The organism is Streptomyces decoyicus, from assembly GCF_019880305.1.
In the GTDB taxonomy this organism is placed as follows: Bacteria; Actinomycetota; Actinomycetes; order Streptomycetales; family Streptomycetaceae; genus Streptomyces; species Streptomyces decoyicus.
This window is the reverse complement of record NZ_CP082301.1, coordinates 8,159,412-8,180,319: the sequence shown is the minus strand read 5'-3', so window position 1 is coordinate 8,180,319 and position 20,908 is coordinate 8,159,412. Positions and strand designations below refer to the sequence as shown.

Below are 20,908 nucleotides of genomic sequence, written 5' to 3'. Positions count from 1 at the left end.
GTCGTGGTTCAGTCCGCGCCACGACGCGACGCCGCCGTCTACTTGAGCGCCTGTCCCAGTGCGGGCACGTCGTCCATCAGATGCTCCTGGCCGGTGGCCGCAATCCGGTCGAGCACCTGCCGGCGCAGCGCGGCGGGCGGGGTGGCCGCTTCCGCTTCGGCCAGACACGCGACGGTGGCCTCCAGGGCGGCGACCTCCCCGGCGCAGCCGTCACAGTCGGCCAGGTGCTCTTCGAAGGCGGCCTCCTCCGCGGGCGGAAGGGCGTGCAGGACATAGGCGCCGACAGCCAGGCGCGGATCCTCGGCGGCAGCCATCAGCCGCTCCCCAGGCAGGCGCGCAGTTTCTGCAGTCCGGTGCGCATCCGCGTTTTCACCGTGCCCGGGGGTGTGGACAGGGCTTCGGCGACCTCCGCATAGGTCAGCCCCTGGTAGTAGGCCAGGACCAGCGGCAGCCGCTGCATGTTGCCGAGGCCGGCCAGGCAGCGGTACACCCGAGCCCGTTGCTCCCGCTCCTCGACGGCCTCCACCACTTCGTCGAACGGGGTCTGGTGGTACAGCTGCGCGGCCCTCCGTTCACGGTCCGTACTGGCCTGCACGGATCGCACCCGTTCCACCGCTCGCCGGTGGGCCAGCGTGAGGACCCATGACTTCGCGGCGCCGCGTTCCGGACGGAACCGGGCGGCTGTCCGCCACACTTCGATCATCACGTCCTGAGTCACCTCCTCCGCCTGCGCCTCGTCACGCAGGATCCGGCCGGCCATGCCCATCACGGGCACCACGAGTGCGTCGTACACGCCGGCGAACGACTTCTGGTCACCCTGGGCAACCCGCACGAGCAGACCGTCCACACGACGGTCGGCGGCAGACCGCTCCGGCGGCCGGTGCCCCTCGGTTGCAGTGTGCGACATTCGCCTCACAACGTGTCGAACCGTCCTATCCTGAATGTGGTGAAGACCGTGGCTCCGGGAAGGCGTGCGCCGGAATGCGTTGCCACGCGTCGGCCGCGCTCTCTCACACTGACGCCCCATCACGGAAAGCGCAGCCGGTCGGGGCCCGTACGGCTGAGCCGGCCCTCCTCCGGGGCACGGGAGCCTCGCCGGGCACTCTGAACGGCGGCACGATGAAGACGGCGCAGCCACGTGCGGGCCGGGATATCCGGTGACTCGCATCCAGCGGGCCGATCCCTGAGCGGTCGGCCGCGAGCCGGGGCTCTCCACCCGGCGTGCCAGGTTCATCGGCCCGTCCAGCCCTCGAACCACAATCCCGACATATGAGAAAAAGTCCCTCTTTACCAATCCATATACGCGCGAGCATCGAATACACGGTAGGACGCGCCCGTGCGGCGCGAATCGAGCAGCTAGGGGACAGGGGTGATTGCCGGAGCGGCATACGACGGTGGCCGGAACTTCTCCAGGGAGCTCGCATGATCGGAAAGCCGGTCAACGAATTGACCTCAGACCCAGCGGAGTCCTCAACCGATCGGGGCGTTGTCGATGCCCCGGGCACCGGTCTCGCGGAGGTCCTCGCCGCAACTCTGGCTGAGGTCCTGGGTGCGGGGCAGGTGTCGGCCGACCGTCACTTCTTCGACGACCTGGGCGCCGACTCGTTGGTGATGGCGCATTTCTGTGCGCGGGTCAGGAAGCGTGCCGACCTGCCGTCGGTCTCGATGAAGGACGTCTACCGGAATCCGACGATCAATGCCCTGGCGGCGGCCGTGGCGGCCCCTGCACCTTCTCCCCCGGTCGAGGCACCGGCCCCTCCCCCGGCTCCGGCTGCCGCTCCGGCTCCGGCTCCGGCCAGCACGCCCGAGTACGTCCTGTGCGGAGCGCTCCAGTTCCTGACGTTCCTCGGCTATGCGTATCTCATCGCGCTCGTCAGCACCTGGGGCTATACGTGGATCGCCGCCGGGTCGGGCACATTCCACGTGTATCTGCGGTCGGTCCTGTTCGGCGCTGTCGGACTCCTGGTGCTGTGTGCCGTGCCGATCCTGGTGAAGTGGGTCCTCATCGGCCGGTGGAAACCCCAGCAGATCCGCGTCTGGAGCCTCTCGTACGTCCGCTTCTGGGTCGTCAAGACGCTGATCCGTTCGGACCCGCTGGTCCTGTTCGTCGGGTCGCCGCTCTACACGCTCTACCTCAGGGCCCTGGGCGCGAAAATCGGGCGGGGCGTCGCGGTCTTCTCCCGCAACATGCCGGTGTGCACCGACCTGCTCACCGTCGGCGACGACACCGTCATCCGCAAGGACTCGTTCTTCAGCTGCTACCGGGCCCATGCCGGCCTGATTCAGACCGGCGCGGTGGTGCTCGGGAAGGACGTCGTCATCAGCGAGGCCACGGTGCTCGACATCGGGAGTGCGCTGGGCGACGGGGCTCAGCTCGGCCATGCCTCGTCCCTGCACAGCGGGCAGGTGGTGCCGGACGGCGAGCACTGGCACGGGTCACCGGCACAGCGGACCGACGTCGACTACCAGGCTGTGGGCCCGGCCGGTTGCGGCGCCTGGAGAAGGGCGGCCCACAGTGCCTTGCAGCTGCTGGCCGTGCTGCTCGTGTACGTGCCCTTGGCGGTCGGCGGGGTGGGCATTCTGCTGGCCGAGGCGCCGCAGCTCACCGCGGTCCTGGAACCGGGCCCCACGGCCCTCACGGACTGGCTGTTCTATGTGCACGCCGTGGCGGCGTCGTTGCTCTTCTTCGCTGCCGTGCCCTTCGGCCTCCTCTTCCAGGCCACCGTCCCCCGCCTGCTCAGCCGGACCATCACTCCGGGCAAGGTCTATCCGCTGTACGGCTTCCACTACGGGGTGCACCGGATCATCGCCCTCACGACCAACCGGAAGTTCCTGACGCGCCTGTTCGGCGACAGCTCCGGCATCGTGCACTACCTGCGGCGCTGCCTCGGGTACGACCTCTCGCGGGTCGAACAGACCGGGTCGAACTTCGGCACGGACCTCAAGCACGAGACGCCGTACCTGAGTTCCGTCGGGACCGGAACCATGGTCGCCGACGGTCTGTCGATCATGAACGCCGACTTCTCGAACACGTCCTTCCGGGTGTCCCGGGCATCGATCGGCCCCCGCAACTATCTCGGAAACAAGATCACCTATCCCTCACGGGGGAGGACGGGCGACAACTGCCTGCTCGCGACGAAGGTCATGGTCCCTGTCGACGGCAAGATCCGGGAGGGTGTCGGGCTCCTCGGCTCCCCCAGCTTCGAGATTCCGCGCTCGGTCCAGCGGGACAGCACGTTCGACGAGCTGAAGAGCGGCGAGCAGCTGGGCCGCCACCTCGCCGCCAAGAACAGGCACAACGCTGCCACCATGGCGCTCTATCTGCTGGTGCGGTGGCTCTATTTCCTGTGGGTCACCCTGCTCGTGGCGGTCGCCGCCGAGCTCTACGACCACATCGGCGCCTGGGCGATCGCGCTGGGCAATGTCCTGGTCGTCCTGTCCGCCGCCGGGTACTTCGTGCTGGTCGACCGGGCCGTGACGGCGCTCCACCCGCTGACCCCGCTGTTCTGCTCGATCTACGATCTGCGCTTCTGGCGGCGGGAGCGCTTCTGGAAGGTGCCCTCGGAGTCGTACCTGCTGATCTTCAACGGCACCCCGTTCAAGAACGTGATCTGGCGCCTGCTGGGGGTCCGGATCGGCAGAAAGGTCTTCGACGACGGCTGCTACCTGACCGAGCGGTCGCTGGTCACCATCGGCGACGGCTGCACTCTCAACATGGGAAGTGTCGTCCAGTGCCACTCACAGGAGGACGGCACCTTCAAGTCCGACCGCAGCACGATCGCCTCGGGCTGCACGCTCGGCGTCGGTGCCTTCGTCCATTACGGCGTGGCGATGGGTGACGGCGCGGTTCTCGCGCCCGACTCCTTCCTCATGAAGGGCGAGGTCGTCCCGCCACACGCGCAATGGGGCGGAAATCCGGCCCGGCAGACCGGTGGCCGGGACGCCGGCGAGGGCTGGAGGTAGGTGGCGATGAGAGCATCCACGGAAGCCAACGCCGACTACGAGCGCGGCGCAGTGGCCGACGGCACGTTCACCAAGATCCCCCGGTGGACCCACGCCCCGGTACCGGGCACCGCCGCGCACGAGACGGTCCTGCCGGCTCGCCTCCTGGCGACGCTGCGTCAGCTGGCGGACCGGCTGGAGGTGCCGCTGAGTTCGGTGCTGCTGGCCGCGCACGCCAAGGTGCTCGCCGCGCTGTCCGGCGACCACGAGGTCACGACCGGCTGCCTCGCCGCGCCGGGCGGCACGCCGCTGCCCTGCCGTCTGACGACCGCGTCCGCCTCATGGCGGGCCCTCGTGCTGGACGCCCACCGGGCAGCGGCAGAGCTGCCGGTGCGCCAGGAACCGGTCGGCGAGCCCGGTCCGGAGCCGGGTCGGGCCGAGGAGTCCCCCGAGACCGTGTGCGACCTCCTCGGTGAGGGCGGCGGGGTGGGCGACACCGTGCTGTGGGTGGCCGTCTGCCGCGACGGCGGTCAAGGTGTGCTGCGACTGCGGTACCGGACCGACGTACTCGACAAGGACTGTGCGGCCCGAGTCGGCGGCTACTACCTCACGGCGCTCAACCTGATCGCCGCCGATCCGGATGCCGAGCACCAGCGGCAGTCCCTGCTGTCCGCCGAGGAGCTCCGCCTCCAGCTCGAAGGGCTGGCCGGACCGAGCCGGGAACTGCCGGACCGCCGGTTCCACGAACTGTTCGAAGAGCGGGTACGGGCGCACCCGGATGCCGTTGCCGCCGTGCACGGGGGCCGGCAGTGGACCTACCGGGAACTCAACGGCCACGCCAACCGGTTGGCGCACGCTCTGCTGGCGGGCGGGTTGCGCCGCGAAGGCGTCGTCGCGGTGGTCACCGAGCGCAATCTGGGGTGGATGGCCGCGGTCATCGCGGTCTTCAAGGCCGGCGGTGTGTACCTGCCCATCGAGCCGCACTTTCCGCCCGACCGCATCGCCATCATGCTCTCGCGCGCCGGGTGCCGGCATGTGCTCACCGAACCCGGCAGCGCCGCCGGCCTCGACGAGGCCCTCGCATCGGTGCCGGGGGTCCGGACCCTCTTCATCGACGCCGTGCGGGATGCGGAGCACCCCGACAGCGATCCCGGAGTCCGCGTCGACCCGGGCCAGCTCGCCTATATCTACTTCACCTCCGGCTCCACCGGCGAGCCCAAGGGCGCGATGTGCGAGCACCTGGGCATGCTCAACCATCTCTACGCCAAGATCGACGACTTGCCGGTCGACGAGGGGCAGGCGGTCGCCCAGACCGCACCCCAGTGCTTCGACATCTCCTTGTGGCAGCTGCTCTCCGCGCTGCTGGTGGGCGGTCGGACCGTGCTGGTCGAGCAGGCGGCCGTGCTGGATGTCCGACGCTTCCTGGACACGGTGACCGACGGACGGGTCACGGTGCTCCAGGTGGTGCCGTCCTACCTCGATGTCGTGCTGTCCTACCTGGAGCACCGGCCGCGCGAACTGCCGGACCTGCGGTGCGTGTCGGTCACCGGCGAGGCGCTGAAGAAGGAGCTGGTCCACCGCTGGTTCACGGCGCAGCCCGGGATCAGGTTGGTCAACGCCTACGGTCTGACCGAGACCTCGGACGACACCAACCACGAGGTCATGGACGGGGTACCGGACACCGAGCGGGTCCCGGTCGGACGCCCCGTCAACAATGTGCACGTCTATGTCGTGGACGAACACCTGGCGCCGGTACCGCTCGGCGCCCCCGGGGCGATCGTCTTCTCCGGCGTCTGCGTCGGCCGCGGGTACATCAACGATCCCGAGCGCACCCGGACGGCCTTCATGCCGGATCCGCACCGTCCCGGGCAGCGGCTCTTCCGGGGAGGCGACCACGGACGCTGGCTTCCGGACGGAAAGCTGGAGTTCCTCGGCCGCAAGGACAGCCAGGTCAAGATCCGTGGCTTCCGCATCGAGATCGGCGAGATCGAGAACGCGCTGCTCCGCGTGCCGGGAGTCGGTGACGGGGCTGTGGTGGTCACCGGACGGGCGGGACACAGTAAACGGCTGGTGGCCTTCTACTCCGGCCGGCACGCGTGGGAGGCCGATGACCTGAGGAGCAGGCTGGGCGAGCTGCTGCCGGAGTACATGGTCCCCTCCGTCTTCCTCTGGCGGGAGAGTCTTCCGCTGACCGCCAACGGAAAGATCGACAAGAAGGCGCTGGAGGCGCTCGCCGGGGAACTCGACGCCCCAGAACCCGGCGCGGTCGGGGACGACGACCACGCACCGGGCACGCCGACGGAACGGCGGCTGGCCGCGGCATGGGCCACGGTGCTCGGCATCCCGCAGGAACGGATAGGCCGGCAGGACAACTTCTTCGACTGCGGCGGCACTTCGCTGTCTGCGGTGGAACTCGCGGTCACCCTGGGGCGGCTGGTTTCCGTCAAGGACGTCACCCGTCACCCGGTCCTCGCCGATCTCGCCGGGCAGGTCGACGATGGGTCCGAGCCGCGCCCCGGGATATTGCGCCCCCTGTCGGAAGCGGATGACGCCCAGGCAGGTTCCCTGGTGTGTTTCCCCTGCGTCAGCGGGAACACGGAGGAGTTCCAGCCGCTGGCCGAGGCCCTGCGAGGCACCGGACCTGCGCTCTACGCCGTCGCGCTGCCCGCCCCCGGCACGGTCGTGGCGGGTGAGCCCACCGCGCCGATGGCGCAGGTGGCCGAGCAGATCGCCGACGAGATCGTCAGCCTCCGTCCGACCGGGCTCCGGCTGTGGGGCCAGTCCTCGGGCACGGCGCTCGCCGTGGCGACGGCCAAGCGCCTGGAGGAACGCGGGGTGGAAGTCCGGCGGGTGTTCCTCGGCGCGCAGTTGCCCGGCGACACCGTGGACTCCCCGCCGGCGGTGAAGCTGTCCGCGCCGCTCACCGTGGTCGTCGCCGCCGACGACCCGCATACGGCGGGGTTCGTGCGGCGGTACCTCGACTGGCAGCGGCTGGCCGAGCGCGTTGACCTCCACGAGCTGCCGGACGGCGGCCACTTCTTCCTGCAAACCCGTGCGAAAGACGCTGCACAGGCGGTGCTGTGCGATCTCGAACGGCCTGCTTCTTCCCGGGCCGCGACTGAGAGGAGCACCACGATGCTGTCCTCACTCCCGATCTCCCTGCCAGAACTGGAACGGGAACCCGGCAAACCGCCGATGTTGCGGGTCGGGCCCACCGACGGTGCGGCGAACTGGGCAGCCGCGCGGCGGGACGCTCTGCGCGCCGTCGTGGCCGAGCACGGTTCGGTCGTGGTCAGGGGCCTGGGCATGCGCGAGCCGGCGGAGGTCGGCGCCGTTCTTCAGGGCCTGGGCGTCGCCCCGGTGACCGAGAGGGAGGCCTTCGCCCTCCGGCAGACCTACTCCGAAGGCGTGTACTCCTCGTCGAAGTGGCCGCCGACCCAGCCGATGTGCATGCACCACGAGCTGAGTTACACCCTGGAGTTCCCCGGCCTGATGCTGTTCGCGTGCCTGGGCGCCCCCACCGAGGGCGGAGCGACCGCAGTGGCCGACTCGACAGCCGTGCTCGACGCGTTGCCCGCCGCCCTCACGGAGCGGTTCGAGCGGGAGGGGTGGCTGCTGACCCGCAGCTACAACGAGGAGATCGGGGCGTCGTTGGAGCAGGCGTTCGGTACCGAGGACCGGGGTGCCATCGAGCAATACTGCCGCGCCCACGCAATCGAGTGCACCTGGCAGCCCGATGGCGCACTGCGCACCAGACAACGCCGCAGTGCCGTGGTGCGCCACCCCGTCAGCGGCCGGCGCTGCTGGTTCAACCAGATCGCGTTCCTCAACGAGTGGACGATGGCTCCCGAGGTACGGGAGTACCTGATCGACGAATACGGTCCCGACGGGCTGCCGTTCAACACCCGCTACGGAAACGGCGACCCCGTCACCGAGGACGTCGTGCACCTGCTCAACGAGGTGTACGAGGCCCACACCGCCCGTCGGCCGTGGGAGGCCGGTGACCTTCTGCTCATCGACAACGTCCGTACCGCGCACAGCAGGGAGCCTTTCGAAGGACCGAGGGACGTGGTCGTGGCGCTGGCCGATCCGGTGCGCCTGGCCGACTGCTCGCCGACTGTGGAGGTGACCCTCCCATGACCACCGTCCGCCCCACCCCCAGGCAGTCCGCGCCCCCCGGGCCGCTCCCCGTGCCGTCCTTCGCGGTGATCTCAGGAGCCCAGGTGCAACAGGCGCTGGAGGGACGCGAGAAGCAGATCGTGGAAGTGGTCGAGGACACCTACCGGCTGCACGGCGCAGGCGAGTCGGTGAACCCGCCCTCCTCGTTCCTGCGCTTCCCCGACCGCCCGTCCTCCCGGATCATCGCGCTGCCCGCCTCGATCGGCGGGGAGACACGGGTGGACGGCCTGAAGTGGATCTCCAGCTTCCCGTCGAACGTGGCAGCCGGAATCCCCAGGGCCTCGGCCGTGCTGATCCTCAACAACTATGAGACCGGCTACCCGTTCGCCTGCCTGGAGAGCTCGATCATCAGCGCCACCAGGACCGCCGCGTCAGCGGCGTCAGCAGCCGACTGGCTCAGCCGCGGGCGCCCCCGTCCGACCCGTGTCGGATTCTTCGGAGCGGGCCTGATCGCCCGCTACATCCACACCTTCCTGGAAGGGACGGGCTGGTCGTTCGAGGAGATCGGGGTGCACGACCTGTCCGCCGAGAGCGCGGCCGGCTACCGCCTCTACCTGGAGCAGTGCGGTACCGCCGGGCGGGTCACCGTGCACGACAGCGCCGAGGAGTTGATCCGCGCCAGCGACCTGGTGGTATTCGCCACCGTGGCGCCTCAGCCGCATGTCGACGAGGTCTCCTGGTTCGATCACCATCCGGTGGTGATGCATGTGTCGCTGCGCGACCTCGCCCCGCGGGTCCTGCTGGCGTCGACCAACATCGTCGACGACATCGAGCACTGTCTGAAAGCCTCCACCTCCCCGCATCTGACCGAGCAGCTCACCGGCAACCGGGACTTCCTGCACGGCACGCTGGACGACGTGATGGCCGGCCGTGTGACGGTGCCGGCGGACCGTCCCGCCGTCTTCTCGCCGTTCGGTCTCGGGGTGCTCGACCTCGCGGTCGGCAAGTACGTCTACGACGAGGTCGTCCGGTCCGGGGAACTCCAGATCGTCGACGACTTCTTCCACGAACTGCGCCGCTACGGATGAGCGGCCCGGGCCTCGGCCCGCCACGCAAGGAGGTTTATGCCGCACCCTCGCCCGGAACGATCAGCAACCACATCGCCGCAGATCAGCGCACCCAACCGCGGCCCTGTCACGGCGCCCCGTCCGGTTCGGCCGACCACCCGGTCCCGCCCGGAAGAGCGAAGCCCGCCGCCCTGGCGTACGGACTGTTGAAGGCGCTCTGCCGCAGATGAGGAGACCATCGTGCCAGTCATATCCGTGCCTTACGCGTTCAACGAGGAAGAGCTCTACGTCGACCTCCGGCCGATCTTCGGGCACTCGTTGTTCCTCAAGTGTGAGGGCTTCAACTTCGCCGGCTCGATCAAGCTGAAGGCCGCGACCGCGATGGTGGAGTCCGCCGAACGGGACGGAGACCTCAGGCCGGACTCGGTCCTGGTCGAGTCCTCGTCCGGAAACCTCGGCGTGGCGCTGAGCATGATCGCAGCGAGCAAGGGTTACCGGTTTCTGTGCGTGACGGACTCCCGCTGCAACCTGGCGACCAGGCTGATGATGGAGGCTCTGGGCAGCCAGGTGCATGTGGTCGCCGACGAGGAGTCCAACGGCGGATACCTCGGCGCACGGCTCGCGTACATCCGCAATCTGTGCGCCTCCGACGACCGGTGTGTATGGCTCAGCCAGTACACGAATCCGAGCAACTGGAAGGCGCACTACCGGACGACGGCACCGGCCATCGCCCGCTCCTTCCCGCAGCTGGACCTGCTGTTCGTCGGAGCCGGCACCGCCGGCACGCTGATGGGCTGTGCCCGCTACTTCCGGAACTGGCACCGGCCGGTGCAGATCATCGCCGTGGACAGTCTCGGGTCGGTGGCCTTCGGCGGTACTCCGGGGCGCAGGATGATCCCCGGCCTGGGCATGAGCGTCCGGCCGCCGCTGCTCGACGAGTCGTATGTGGACGAGGTCGTACGGGTGGCCGAGGCGGACACCATCCGCACCTGCCGTCGACTGGCCAGACGCGGTTTCGTGTTCGGCGGATCGACCGGCACCGTGGTCAGCGGGGCGACGGATTGGCTGGCCCGGCACGACACACGAGGTCTCACGGCGGTGGCCATCGCCCCGGACCTCGGCGAGCGCTACCTCGACACCGTCTACCAGGACAACTGGGTGCAGGACCTGTACGGCGAGGACGTGCTCCGTTCCGAGCTGCCGGGCGGCACGGACGTCGACGCGCTCGGCCTCATGCCACCGTTGCGGTCATCGGAGCCGCAGTCGCAGCCGCGCGAACGGCGCCGGCGCCACGACGCCTGAGGGGCCGGACGCGACGGGCCCGCCCTGCGGTGGAGCGCCAACCGTCGCATGGTGGAAAGAGTGCCGCCGAGGTTCAGCTCCACGCGGCCGGCGGACAGGAGACCTACTCACAAGGAGCGATGATGAGGGCCCTGACCTGGCATGGAAAGCGTGACGTCCGGGTGGACACCGTTCCCGACCCGAAGATCAAGGACCCGACGGACATCATTGTGCGGATCACCTCCACCGGGATCTGCGGCTCCGACCTGCACTTGTACGAGGTGCTGGGGCCGTACCTGGACGAGGGTGACATCCTCGGTCACGAGCCGATGGGGATCGTCGAGGAGGTCGGCCCCGAGGTCACCGAGGTATCGGTGGGCGACCGTGTCGTCGTGCCGTTCAATGTCTCCTGCGGCACCTGCTGGATGTGCGGGCAGGGGCTCCATTCGCAGTGCGAGACGACGCAGGTCAAGGACCGTGGGATGGGCGCCGCACTCTTCGGGTTCTCCAAGCTCTACGGCCAGGTCCCCGGCGGTCAGGCCGAGTTGCTGCGCGTCCCCTTCGGCAACACACTGCCCGTCAAGGTGCCGCACGGCCCGCCGGACCAGCGGTTCGTCTACCTCTCCGACGTCCTGCCCACCGCTTGGCAGTCCGTCGCCTATGCCGGCATCCCACCAGGCGGATCCGTCACCGTTCTGGGTCTCGGCCCCATCGGCGACATGGCGGCCCGTATCGCCCTCCACCAGGGCGCGAGCAAGGTCATCGGCGTCGACCTCGTACCCGAACGCCTCGCCCGGGCCCGCAGCCGGGGCGTGCACGCTCTCGACCTGAACGAGTACGACAACAACGTGGGCGAGGAGATCCGTCGTCTCACGGCGGGGCGTGGCACCGACGCCGTCATCGAAGCGGTCGGCATGGAAGCGCACGGCGCTCCGCTGGCGAGAACCGCCCAGCGGTTCGCCGGCCTGCTGCCCGACGCGATCGGGGAGAAGGTGCTGAGCCGGGCCGGTGTGGACAGCATGGCGGCCTTCAACACGGCCGTCGATGCGGTCCGACGGGGCGGCACGATCTCGCTCATCGGCGTCTACGGCGGCTCCGTCGACCCCGTGCCGATGCTCACCCTGTTCGACAAACAGGTCCAGCTGCGCATGGGCCAGGCCAACGTCAAGCACTGGGTGGACGACATCATGCCTCTGCTCAACGACGAGGACGTCCTCGGAGTGCAGGACTTCGCCACCCACACCCTTCCGCTCGAAGAGGGGCCCCAGGCCTACCAGACCTTCCAGGCCAAGGAAGACGGCATGATCAAAACTGTTCTGACGCCCTGAGCCGTTCGCCGGGCGTCAGGTCACTCGGCGACGGCCGGCTCCTGTGGCGCGACCTGGGTGTCGCGGACTCCGAGGCGCAGATGCTCGACGTGATAGAGGGCCTGGTCGAGGAGTTCGGCGACGTGGTTGTCGTACAGCGCGTAGACGATCGAGCGACCGTGCCGCTCGCCGGTGACCAGTCCGAGGTTGCGCAGCAGGCGCAACTGGTGGGAACAGGCGGAGGGTTCCATGCCGACGGCGGCCGCGAGGTCGCTGACGGAGCAGGGGCCTTCCTGTAGCCGGGCGAGGATGTGCAGCCGGGACGGAGTGGCGAGGGCCTGGAGGGTGGCGGCGACGTCGGCGGTGCCGACCGCGTCGAGGCGCTCGCGGGTGGTGGCGCTGCTGGCGATGTCGACTCCGTGGCCCATGCGGACATCATACCGATGACACATGAAGACCTATTCAGGTGTTCCTGTATGGTGGTGACGTCGCCCCAGTCCGCCCGTGAAGGGTTGCTTTGTCATGCCTTCTGTCCTGGATCAGCGGCCCGCGCCGCCCGCCGTCGCGTCACGCCCGGCGCCCTCGCGCCACCGCACGCGCGTCCTGGCATTGCCGGAAGCCCGGTGGGCGCTGGCCGCGTTGCTGCTGTTCCTGCTCGCCCTCCCGCTGGACCTGCTGGGCACCCCGTGGTGGCTGTGGGGCCCGCTGTACGCCGCCGTCTACCTCTCAGGCGGATGGGAGCCCGGGTGGGAGGGCCTGAAGGCCCTCAAGGACAAGACCTTGGACGTCGATCTGCTGATGGTCGTCGCCGCGCTCGGCGCCGCCGCCATCGGCCAGTTCCTCGACGGCGCCCTGCTGATCGTCATCTTCGCCACCTCCGGCGCCCTGGAGGCGGTCGCCACGGCTCGCACCGCGGATTCGGTCCGCGGCCTGCTCGACCTCGCTCCGACCACCGCGACCCGGCTGCTGCCCGGCGGCGCCGAGGAGAGCGTCCCGACGGACACCCTCGCGGTGGGCGACACGGTCCTCGTCCGGCCCGGCGAGCGCATCGGGGCCGACGGCCAGGTCCTGCGCGGAGCGAGCGAAGTGGACCAGGCCGGCATCAGCGGCGAGCCGCTGCCGGTGGCCAAGCGGCCCGGTGACGAGGTGTTCGCGGGCACCGTCAACGGCGCGGGCGCCCTGCACGTACGGGTGGAGCGCGACCCGTCGGACTCGGTGATCGCCCGGATCGTGACCATGGTCGAGGAAGCCTCCGAGACCAAGGCGCCCACACAGCTGTTCATCGAGAAGATCGAGCAGCGCTACTCGATCGGCATGGTGGCCGCGACCCTCGCCGTCTTCGCCGTCCCGCTCGCGTTCGGCTCCGCGTTGCAGCCCGCCCTGCTGCGCGCGATGACCTTCATGATCGTCGCTTCCCCCTGTGCCGTGGTGCTGTCCACGATGCCCCCGCTCCTCTCGGCCATGGCGAACGCCGGGCGTCACGGCGTCCTCGCCAAGTCCGCCGTCGTCATGGAACGTCTCGGCAGCATCGACGCCGTCGCGCTGGACAAGACGGGCACCCTCACCGAAGGCACCCCCCGGGTCACCGACATCCGCCCGCTCCCCGGTTCCGGCCTCGGCGAGGACGTCCTGCTGGCCCTCGCCGCGGCGGCCGAGCACCCCAGCGAGCACCCGCTCGCCCGCGCCGTCGTCGACGCCGCACGCGAACGCGGTCTGCCGCTCGCCGACGCTGCCGACTTCGGCTCCGCCCCCGGCGAGGGTGTCACCGCCACCATCGACGGACACACCGTCCAGGTGGGATCGCCGGCCCGGCTCCCGTTCGCCGGCACCGGCCCCGTCCGCACCGTGGTGCAGGCGCTGGAGGACGAGGGCCGTACCGCGGTTCTCGTCCTGCATGACGGCGCCCCCGCCGGGGTGTTGGGCATCGCCGACCGGCTGCGCCCGGACGCCGCAGCCACCGTGGCCGCGCTCAAGGAGCTCACCGGCCGTTCGCCGGTACTGCTGACCGGTGACAACGAGCGCGCCGCCGCGCAGCCGGCCGCCGAGGTCGGTATCACCGAGGTCTGCGCCGGGCTGCTCCCTCAGGACAAGGTGTCCGCGGTCAAGGGCTGGGCGGCGCAGGGCCGCAATGTGCTGGTCGTGGGCGACGGTGTCAACGACGCCCCGGCCCTGGCCGCGGCCCACACCGGCATCGCCATGGGCAGAGCCGGATCCGACCTTGCCCTGGAGACCGCCGACGCGGTGGTCGTCCGTGACGAACTCGCCGCCATCCCCACCGTGGTGGCCCTCTCGCGCAGGAGCCGTCGCCTGGTGGTGCAGAACCTCGTCATCGCCGGCATCTTCATCACGGGCCTGGTCGTCTGGGACCTTCTCGGCACTCTGCCGCTGCCGCTCGGCGTCGCCGGGCACGAGGGTTCCACCGTCATCGTCGGCCTCAACGGTCTGCGCCTGCTCCGCGAGGCCGCCTGGGTCAACTCCGCCGCCGAGGGCAGCGCCTGAGCAAGCACCGGAGCAAGTACCCAGAACTTGTTGAACTTTGAGCGATACCGTTGTGTCTTGATATGTCGCGACTGGGTAACGTCGATGCCCTTCCCGGTACTGGGTCCGTAATCTGAGCGCCTGCCGGGCCCGAAGTGGGGGGGTGCCCGGCCTGACACAGAAGGACTCACATGCTCCGTCTTCGTACCGTGGCCGCTGCTGCCATATCTGCGGCCTGTGCCGGCGCCGCCTTGCTGCCCGTGCCCGCACAGGCTGCCGGTTCCGTCCACCTCTACAAGATCTACTACGACAGCCCCGGCTCGGACACCCGCTCCACCACGAGCCTCAACGCCGAGTACGTACAGATCAAGAACTCCACCAGCCGGGCTGTCAGCCTCACAGGTTGGACACTGACGGACGCCTCCCGGCACACGTACACCTTCGGCTCCTACTCGCTCGGAGCCGGCAAGACAGTCACCGTCCACACCGGCAAGGGCACGAACACCGCAGCGCACCGTTACCAGGGCCGCGGCGCCTACGTGTGGAACAACGACCGGGACTCGGCCACGCTGAAGAAGTCGACCGGCGGCACGGTCGACACCTGCTCCTACCACTCCACGCGAGCCGACTACAAGATGTGCTGAACGTGCCGTACTCGGCGCCCCTGCCCACCGGCGGGGGCGCCTTCGCGTACCGGGCCCGCGGCGGACTCACGCGGACTCAGGTGGATGTCAGGTGGATGTCATGCCGGCGAGATGCCGCGTGAGGGTGTCGAGGGGTTGGAAGCCGGCACCGAGCAGCGCCACGTGTTTCCAGTGCAGTATTCCGTCGGGTCCGATGAGGAAGACCGCCCTGCGCAGTCCGATCCCGGGGGCGGCGATGCCGAAGGTGCGGGTGACGTGGCGATCGGTGTCGGCGAGCAGGGGCATCCGCAGGTCGTATTTGCGCGCGAACCGCTCGTGGCTGTCCACGTCTTGGGGGCTGATGCCCCAGACTTCCGCGTTCTGGTCCTGGAAGTGTTCGAGGCCACTGGAGTAGGAACACAGCTGTTTGGTGCACACGCTGGTGTCGTCGCCCGGATAGAACGCCAGCACCAGCGGGCGGCCGCGTTGCAGGGAGAGGGTGTAGTCACGGCGCTCGAAGCTGTCGCCGGTCAGGACACCACCGGGCAAGGTGAAGTCGGGGACGGGTGTACCGAGGTGCGGTGCTGAGGCCATCAGGCGGTCCGATCGATGGTGGAAGCGGCGGTGCGGCGACGGGAGGACCGGGGCCGTACGTCCGGCGGTCGGTCCATTTCCTCACAGGGAAACGTCGGGATGGAGACGCCCGACGGTCCAGACCCGTTGGCGTCTTACGGCGAGGGCGGTCACGGCGAGAAAGCCGGCGGTGAAGGCGAAGAGGACGACGAAGTCACGCAGGAGGTTCTCGGTGAGCCCGCCCGAGACGGTGACGCGCAATCCGTCGACCAGGTAGGTCATCGGGAGCAGTGGGTTCAGCACCTGGAAGAAGGCCGGCTCGGTGGGCAGTGGATAGAGCCCGCCGGAGGCGGTGAGCTGGAGGATGAGCAGGACCAGGGACAGGACGTCGCCCGGCACCCCGAAAAGGGTGCGCAGGCAGTGATCGACGGCGACGAAGGCCGCTGCCGCGGTGACCAGGAGCGCGAGCATCCAGAAGCGGTGGACGGGACTGAGCCCGAGGGCGAGGTCCACGACGCCGTAGAGCACCAGCGCCCCCACGGCCCCGAGCACCGCGGCCGGAAGCCATCCCGCGACGGCAGTGGTGAAGGCGCCGACCCGGCCGGCCAGGGCACGAGTGTTGAGCGGGCGCAGCAACAGGTAGGCGAAGAGGCCGAACACCCACAGGGCGATGCCGAAGAAGAACGGGGCCAGACCGCGTCCGTAGACACCGGCCGGGTGCAGGTTCCCCCGGTCGATGTGTACGGGCGTGCCCAGTACTTCGGCGGCATGGGCGACCTGGTCGGGGGTGGTGCGGGGAATCTTGTGCAGTCCGTCGTCCACGGTGCGGGAGACGTCCGAGGCACCGTCGTGCGCCTGGTCGGCGGCGGCACGCAGCGCGCCGGAGCCCTTTTCCAGGGTGCCGAGCCCTTCGACGAGGCCGTGCGCACCGTCGGCGGCGCTGTGCGCTCCGGTGTCGACGAGACGGAGGGGGGTGTGCAGAGCCAGCACATCGCGCCTGAGCGATCCGACATGGTCCTGGAGGCGTTCGGCGTCGCGGAGGGAGCGCCGGGCGTTGTTCTCGGCGGCAGCGGCCCGGCCGTCGAGGTCGGTGGCCGTGGTGTCCAGGTCGCGGGCGTGGCTCAGGGCCGTTCGGTAGACGGGGTCGCCGCGTAGCTCGGGGTGGGAGTCGGCGAGATCGGTGAGGTCCGCCACGGCGCGTGAAGTGCCCTTGCGGGTGGCGCTGGTGGCGGTGTGCACCGCGTCCAGGCCGTCGGTGGTCAGCCGGGCGGTGGTCACCAGGGTGGAGAGGGATCCGGGCAGACGGTCGGCGGCGGCCCGGTCGAGGCGGCCGGAGAGGTCGTCGATCTGCCCGGTGGCACGGGCGATCTGCCGCGCCCCGGCGGCGACGCCGTCGGCACCGTCGTGCAGGGTGGAGGTCGCCGACGCGACCGTGGAAGTGCCCTGCTGCGCCACGCGGGTGGCGCCCACCAGCCGGTGTGCGCCATCGGCCGCGGTGGACAGCTTGTCGCGCACGTCCGACAACTCGCCGTAGACGCTGCGCACATAGGCGGCATGCGTGGCGGAGTTGACCTGGTCCTGAAGCTTGTTCTGCACCACCTCGGTCATGATGCCGGCGACGTAGTTGTTGGCATCGTTGAGTTCGATCCGGATGCCCGCCTGTTGCGGTCGGGTGTCGGCACCCGTGGCGAGCTTGCGGCTGAAGTCGGGTGGGATGTCGATGGTGAAGAAGTAGCGGCCGTGCTCCAGCCCGTCCCGCGCCTCGTCCGGACCGACGAAGTGCCAGTCGAAGGTGCCGGACGCCTTGAGCTGCTGGACCAGCTGGTCGCCGGCGTTCACCCGGCTGCCCTGCCGCGCATGTGCCAGGTGGTCCTGGTTGACGACGGCGACCGGCATGCGGTCCGTCTTGCCGTACGGGTCCCAGTTCGCCCAGAGGTACATGGCGCCGTACAGCAACGGCACCAGGCAGAGCAGGGCGGGGACCAGTCGGCGCATCGGCCCCCGGAAGCGCCGGAGTTCGAGCAGCGCCAGCTTGACGGCTTTCATGTGTCGGCGTCCTTCCGGACAGTGGCCGTCTCGGCCGGGAGGCGGTCCTGGCTGCGTCGCGGCAATAACAGCGCGACCAGGCCGGCGGTGGGCGGGGGCGGATGCAGGCAGCCGGCCAGCACGGTGGGGCCGTGGTCCCTGACCCGTTGCAGGGCCTGCCACACGGGTTTCTGCGCGTCGGGTGGCAGCCCCTCGTCGACGTCGTCGACGACGAGGGCGCCCGGCCGTTCGGCGAGGGCCAGCGCGGTCGCCAGCAGCAGCCTGTCGGCCGGGCCGAGGTCCTCGACCAGGTCTGCCCCTCGTGGGGCGACGTCCAAGGTCGCGAAGGCCTCGCGGATGCCGCGCTCGGTCACGCCAGGGCTGGTCAGGCAGCGTTCGGCCATCACCTCGCGCACCCGCAGCCGTCCTTCGAGATCGACCGCGGGCGCGGCCCGGGCGATGGCGACCATCCTGCGTACCCGCCCACCCGCGGCGGGCAGGACGTGCCCGCCGACCCGGACGGCCCCGCCGGACAGCCGCATCCGCCCGGCGAGCGCCAGCAGAAGCGAAGTACGCCCGGAACCGGCCGGGCCGTGAGCGGCCAGCAGCCCGCCCGCCGGCACATCCACATCCACCCCTTCGAACACCGGACCTCTCCGACCGCGCACGCTCGCCCCGCGGGCCACCACGTCAACTCCTGCCGCTGTCATGCAGCAAGTCCTAGCCCGGACCGGTCAACCCACCCCTGCCGCACGCCAGTTGTGACGTGATTCACGTGGGTGGTGGCGTGCGAGCGCGGGCCGGATCCACGGCCCGTCACCGTTCAGGGGAGGGCCGGCGCCAGGCGTTTGACTTCGCGCAGGGTGGGGGCGGTCTCGATGCTCTGGATGCCCGGCAGCGGACCGATCTGCCGGTCGATGTAGTCGTACAGGTCGGCCGGGGTGCGGAAGACGCCGCTGGCGACGAGGTTGGACGTGCCGGTGATGGCGGCGGCGAAGGCGATGGCGGGGTGGGTGGCGAGGGTCTCTCCGACGGTGCGCAGATGGGCGGGGGCCACGTTGAGCCAGAGGCGGGTGCTCATGTGGTAGCCGAGGAGTTGGGGGTCGAAGTCGACGGAGAGGTGCAGGGCGCCTTCGGTGCGCAGGCGGTCGAGGTGGCGCTGGACGCTGGAGGGCGAGCGGCCGGTGGCCTTGCTCAGTTCGGGCAGGGTGGCGCGGCCGTGCCGGGCCAGTTTGGTGAACAGGGTGCGATCGGTGGCGTCCAGTGCCAGCGGGGTGAGGGGGGTGCCGGAATCCACCGCGAGGGCGGCGGGGGCGGCGGGGGTGGCGGGGGTGGCGGGGCGGAAGCGGGTGGCGTGCCAGGTGCTGGTGGCGCCGACGAAGATCCTCATCATGCAGTGGGCGCTGACGGAGAGCACGTGCGGGGTACGGGGGAGCTTGTGCAGCAGCAGGGCGTTGCGTTCGCCGGCCGTACGGGTGTTGACGGCGCAGTAGAGCTCGGTGCCGCCGGAGGCGAGGGTGACCCAGCTGGTGTCGGGGCGGCGCGCCAGGGCTTCGGCGATGGTGCCGGCGGCGTCGGGTGTGCAGTGCAGGCGCAGCAGCCAGCGGACCAACCCCAGGCGCGCGGGGTCGGGTTGGCCGACGATGCGCAGGCCCAGGCCGCGCAGGCGTTGGTAACGGCGCGCGACAGTGCGCTCGGAGAGGTCCAGCAGGCGGGCGAGGTGGCTGAAGGGGGCCCGGCCGTCGAGCTGGAGGGCCTCCAGCAGGCGATGGTCGAGGTCGTTCAGAGCGCCGGAATCCACCGCAATGCCTCGCTTCCTTGCCGGATCGTTCCGCGGTCCAGGGTATGGCTTGGGATGCGCATGGCGAGGCCCGGAAGGTGGGCGGGTCGTCCCATCGCCGTCTTTGTGGGGGTCTTGTCATGCGTATCTGGGGGCCGTTGGCCGCCCTCTGTCTGGGCACGTTCATGCTGCTCATCGACGTCACCATCGTGCTGGTCGCGCTGCCGTCCCTGTCCGGGTCCCTGGGTTGTGCGCTGTCCCAGCTTCAGTGGGTCGCCGACGGCTATGCGCTCGCCGTGGCCGCCGCCCTGTTGGGGGCCGGCATGCTGGCCGACCGGCACGGGCGGCGCCGGGTGTACGTCGTGGGACTGGTCGTCTTCGCCTCGGCCTCGGTGGCGTGCGCGCTGTCACCGGACATGGGGTGGCTGATCGCCGCCCGGCTCGTGCAGGGCGTGGGGGCGGCGGCGATGTTCACCACCACCCTGTCGCTGATCAGCACCCTGTACTCGGGGCGCCGCCTGGGAGTGGCCTACGGGGTGTGGGCGGCGGTGGCCTCCAGTGCCTCCGCGTTGGGCCCGGTCCTGGGCGGGCTGCTGACCCAGGCCCTCAACTGGCGCTGGATCTTCTACGTCAACGTCCCCGTCACCGCTCTCGCCCTGGTCATGACGTTCCGCTGCATCCCCCGCTCCACTCCGGACCGGGCCGCCACGCGGCGTCCGGATGTTCCCGGCGTGGTGCTGGGCGCCCTGAGTGCGGGCGGATGCGTCTACGCCCTGACCACATCGCACGCACACGGCTGGGCCTCGGCGGGGACGCTGGTCCCGCTGGCCGTGGCGCTGGTGACCTGCGCGGTCTTCGTGGCCGTCCAGCGGCGCAGCACCCATCCGCTGCTGGACCTGTCGCTGTTCCGCCGTCCGGAATTCACCGCCGCAATGCTCACGATCGCGGTCGGCGAAGGCGCGGTATACGGGGTTCTGCCCTACACCTCGCTATGGCTCCAGTCCGTCCAGCACCTCTCCCCCATCGGCGCCGGCCTGGTCGTGCTGCCGCACGCGGCGGCCGCGGGGCTGGTCGCGGTACTGAGCGGGCGGTGGATGCCCAGACCCTCCCCCCGCCTGGGCGCCACCCTCGGCCTGCTCCTGGCCGGCCTCGGCGTGGCGACAGAAGGCTTCCTCGGCCCCGGATCCGGCTGGCCCGCCCTGATCGGTGGCCTGGCCCTGAGCGGCATCGGCATGGGACTCGTCTTCCAGGTCGCCGCAGCCCTCGCCCTCGGCTCCGTGCCGCCCGAACGCGCCGGGATGGCCGGCGGCGCCTACAGCACCTTCGAACAACTCGGCTACGCCTTCGGTGTCGCAGCCTTCGGCACCCTGGCGGTATCCACCATGAACCGTTCGCTGAACGGCGTGGTCCCGGGCCCGGAGAGCGCCGCGCAGACCCTGGCCGGCGGCGGAGCCGACACCCTGCTCGCCGCCACCCCGGCCGGAGAGCGCACCGCCTTCGGTCACACCCTGCACTCCGTGTTCGCCACCGCCCACAACACCCTCGCCCTGACCGCGGGCACCCTGGCGATCACCGGCGCCGCCGTCGTGCTCTGGCTGACCCGCCACCGCCCACATCCTCCGCAGAGCGCGGTGGCCGACAGCCCCGCGAAACCGGCCACGGCGGTCCAAGTGGACGGCTAGACCGGTTCGGTCGGCCACCGGCCGACAGCCC

15 protein-coding genes and 1 pseudogene are annotated in these 20,908 nt (G+C 70.2%); 9 read left to right on the top strand and 7 right to left on the bottom strand.

Going from position 1 to position 20,908, the window contains the following annotated elements; translation table 11 throughout:
• Positions 1-38: 38 nt before the first annotated feature.
• The gene (locus K7C20_RS35725; RefSeq protein WP_053209608.1) at positions 39-314 is read right to left on the bottom strand and encodes a zf-HC2 domain-containing protein; all 276 of its coding nucleotides are present in this window, start codon (positions 312-314) and stop codon (positions 39-41) included.
• Positions 314-907: an ECF RNA polymerase sigma factor SigK gene (gene sigK / locus K7C20_RS35720; protein ID WP_053209607.1), complete on the bottom strand. Its 594-nt coding sequence runs from the start codon at positions 905-907 to the stop codon at positions 314-316. Before sigK ends, K7C20_RS35725 begins: the two co-directional genes overlap by 1 nt.
• A gap of 515 nt (positions 908-1,422) precedes the next feature.
• Here sigK and K7C20_RS35715 point away from each other — a divergent pair.
• The 6 genes and pseudogenes from K7C20_RS35715 to K7C20_RS35695 all read left to right on the top strand — a co-directional run bounded on the left by K7C20_RS35715 (position 1,423) and on the right by K7C20_RS35695 (position 11,737).
• Positions 1,423-3,963, top strand: a complete 2,541-nt coding sequence (locus tag K7C20_RS35715) for a Pls/PosA family non-ribosomal peptide synthetase (RefSeq protein ID WP_078953338.1) — start codon at positions 1,423-1,425, stop codon at positions 3,961-3,963.
• 6 nt (positions 3,964-3,969) lie between these two features.
• Positions 3,970-6,747 (top strand): annotated as a pseudogene (locus tag K7C20_RS35710) (non-ribosomal peptide synthetase); the annotation flags it as partial.
• Positions 6,748-7,077: 330 nt separating this feature from the next.
• On the top strand, positions 7,078-8,082 hold the full coding sequence (locus tag K7C20_RS39345) for a TauD/TfdA family dioxygenase (protein ID WP_078953388.1): 1,005 nt from the start codon (positions 7,078-7,080) through the stop codon (positions 8,080-8,082).
• Positions 8,079-9,149 carry a 2,3-diaminopropionate biosynthesis protein SbnB gene (gene sbnB, locus K7C20_RS35705; protein WP_030075378.1) on the top strand — a complete coding sequence of 357 codons (1,071 nt, stop codon included), beginning with the start codon at positions 8,079-8,081 and terminating at the stop codon, positions 9,147-9,149. Before K7C20_RS39345 ends, sbnB begins: the two co-directional genes overlap by 4 nt.
• A gap of 219 nt (positions 9,150-9,368) precedes the next feature.
• Complete coding sequence (sbnA, locus tag K7C20_RS35700) at positions 9,369-10,430, top strand: 2,3-diaminopropionate biosynthesis protein SbnA (protein ID WP_078953337.1); 1,062 nt, start codon at positions 9,369-9,371, stop codon at positions 10,428-10,430.
• 122 nt (positions 10,431-10,552) lie between these two features.
• A complete protein-coding gene (locus K7C20_RS35695; RefSeq protein ID WP_030075380.1) occupies positions 10,553-11,737 on the top strand; it encodes a zinc-dependent alcohol dehydrogenase in 1,185 nt (394 codons plus the stop codon).
• 20 nt (positions 11,738-11,757) lie between these two features.
• Here the strand turns inward: K7C20_RS35695 and K7C20_RS35690 are convergent, their stop codons facing one another.
• A complete protein-coding gene (locus tag K7C20_RS35690; protein ID WP_030075381.1) occupies positions 11,758-12,144 on the bottom strand; it encodes an ArsR/SmtB family transcription factor in 387 nt (128 codons plus the stop codon).
• A gap of 94 nt (positions 12,145-12,238) precedes the next feature.
• Between K7C20_RS35690 and K7C20_RS35685 the strand changes: the two genes are divergently transcribed.
• Positions 12,239-14,215 (top strand): heavy metal translocating P-type ATPase, encoded by a 1,977-nt coding sequence (locus K7C20_RS35685; RefSeq protein WP_053209605.1) that lies wholly within the window; start codon positions 12,239-12,241, stop codon positions 14,213-14,215.
• Positions 14,216-14,385: 170 nt separating this feature from the next.
• Entirely contained in the window at positions 14,386-14,838 is a 453-nt protein-coding gene (locus K7C20_RS35680; RefSeq protein WP_030075384.1) for a lamin tail domain-containing protein, read from the top strand.
• A gap of 87 nt (positions 14,839-14,925) precedes the next feature.
• Here the strand turns inward: K7C20_RS35680 and K7C20_RS35675 are convergent, their stop codons facing one another.
• The 4 genes from K7C20_RS35675 to K7C20_RS35660 all read right to left on the bottom strand — a co-directional run bounded on the left by K7C20_RS35675 (position 14,926) and on the right by K7C20_RS35660 (position 19,216).
• Entirely contained in the window at positions 14,926-15,411 is a 486-nt protein-coding gene (locus K7C20_RS35675) for a peroxiredoxin (protein ID WP_030075385.1), read from the bottom strand.
• A gap of 81 nt (positions 15,412-15,492) precedes the next feature.
• Positions 15,493-17,436, bottom strand: coding sequence for a YhgE/Pip family protein (locus K7C20_RS35670; RefSeq protein ID WP_030075386.1), 1,944 nt, complete (start codon positions 17,434-17,436; stop codon positions 15,493-15,495).
• Positions 17,433-18,062: an ATP-binding cassette domain-containing protein gene (locus K7C20_RS35665; RefSeq protein ID WP_030075387.1), complete on the bottom strand. Its 630-nt coding sequence runs from the start codon at positions 18,060-18,062 to the stop codon at positions 17,433-17,435. The genes K7C20_RS35670 and K7C20_RS35665 overlap by 4 nt, the downstream gene beginning before the upstream one ends.
• Positions 18,063-18,238: 176 nt before the next feature.
• Positions 18,239-19,216, bottom strand: coding sequence for an Lrp/AsnC family transcriptional regulator (locus tag K7C20_RS35660; RefSeq protein WP_222892704.1), 978 nt, complete (start codon positions 19,214-19,216; stop codon positions 18,239-18,241).
• Positions 19,217-19,335: 119 nt separating this feature from the next.
• Here K7C20_RS35660 and K7C20_RS35655 point away from each other — a divergent pair, with 119 nt between their 5' ends.
• Positions 19,336-20,877 carry an MFS transporter gene (locus tag K7C20_RS35655; protein WP_030087133.1) on the top strand — a complete coding sequence of 514 codons (1,542 nt, stop codon included), beginning with the start codon at positions 19,336-19,338 and terminating at the stop codon, positions 20,875-20,877.
• Positions 20,878-20,908: the final 31 nt, after the last annotated feature.

Excerpts from the sequence above, each read along its gene's own strand:
- K7C20_RS35725 (WP_053209608.1), bottom strand. The coding sequence starts at position 314 with ATGGCTGCCGCCGAGGATCCGCGCCTGGCTGTCGGCGCCTATGTCCTG.
- sigK (WP_053209607.1), bottom strand. The coding sequence starts at position 907 with ATGTCGCACACTGCAACCGAGGGGCACCGGCCGCCGGAGCGGTCTGCC.
- K7C20_RS35715 (WP_078953338.1), top strand. The coding sequence starts at position 1,423 with ATGATCGGAAAGCCGGTCAACGAATTGACCTCAGACCCAGCGGAGTCC.
- K7C20_RS39345 (WP_078953388.1), top strand. The coding sequence starts at position 7,078 with ATGCTGTCCTCACTCCCGATCTCCCTGCCAGAACTGGAACGGGAACCC.
- sbnB (WP_030075378.1), top strand. The coding sequence starts at position 8,079 with ATGACCACCGTCCGCCCCACCCCCAGGCAGTCCGCGCCCCCCGGGCCG.
- K7C20_RS35695 (WP_030075380.1), top strand. The coding sequence starts at position 10,553 with ATGAGGGCCCTGACCTGGCATGGAAAGCGTGACGTCCGGGTGGACACC.
- K7C20_RS35690 (WP_030075381.1), bottom strand. The coding sequence starts at position 12,144 with ATGGGCCACGGAGTCGACATCGCCAGCAGCGCCACCACCCGCGAGCGC.
- K7C20_RS35685 (WP_053209605.1), top strand. The coding sequence starts at position 12,239 with ATGCCTTCTGTCCTGGATCAGCGGCCCGCGCCGCCCGCCGTCGCGTCA.
- K7C20_RS35680 (WP_030075384.1), top strand. The coding sequence starts at position 14,386 with ATGCTCCGTCTTCGTACCGTGGCCGCTGCTGCCATATCTGCGGCCTGT.
- K7C20_RS35675 (WP_030075385.1), bottom strand. The coding sequence starts at position 15,411 with ATGGCCTCAGCACCGCACCTCGGTACACCCGTCCCCGACTTCACCTTG.
- K7C20_RS35670 (WP_030075386.1), bottom strand. The coding sequence starts at position 17,436 with ATGAAAGCCGTCAAGCTGGCGCTGCTCGAACTCCGGCGCTTCCGGGGG.
- K7C20_RS35655 (WP_030087133.1), top strand. The coding sequence starts at position 19,336 with ATGCGTATCTGGGGGCCGTTGGCCGCCCTCTGTCTGGGCACGTTCATG.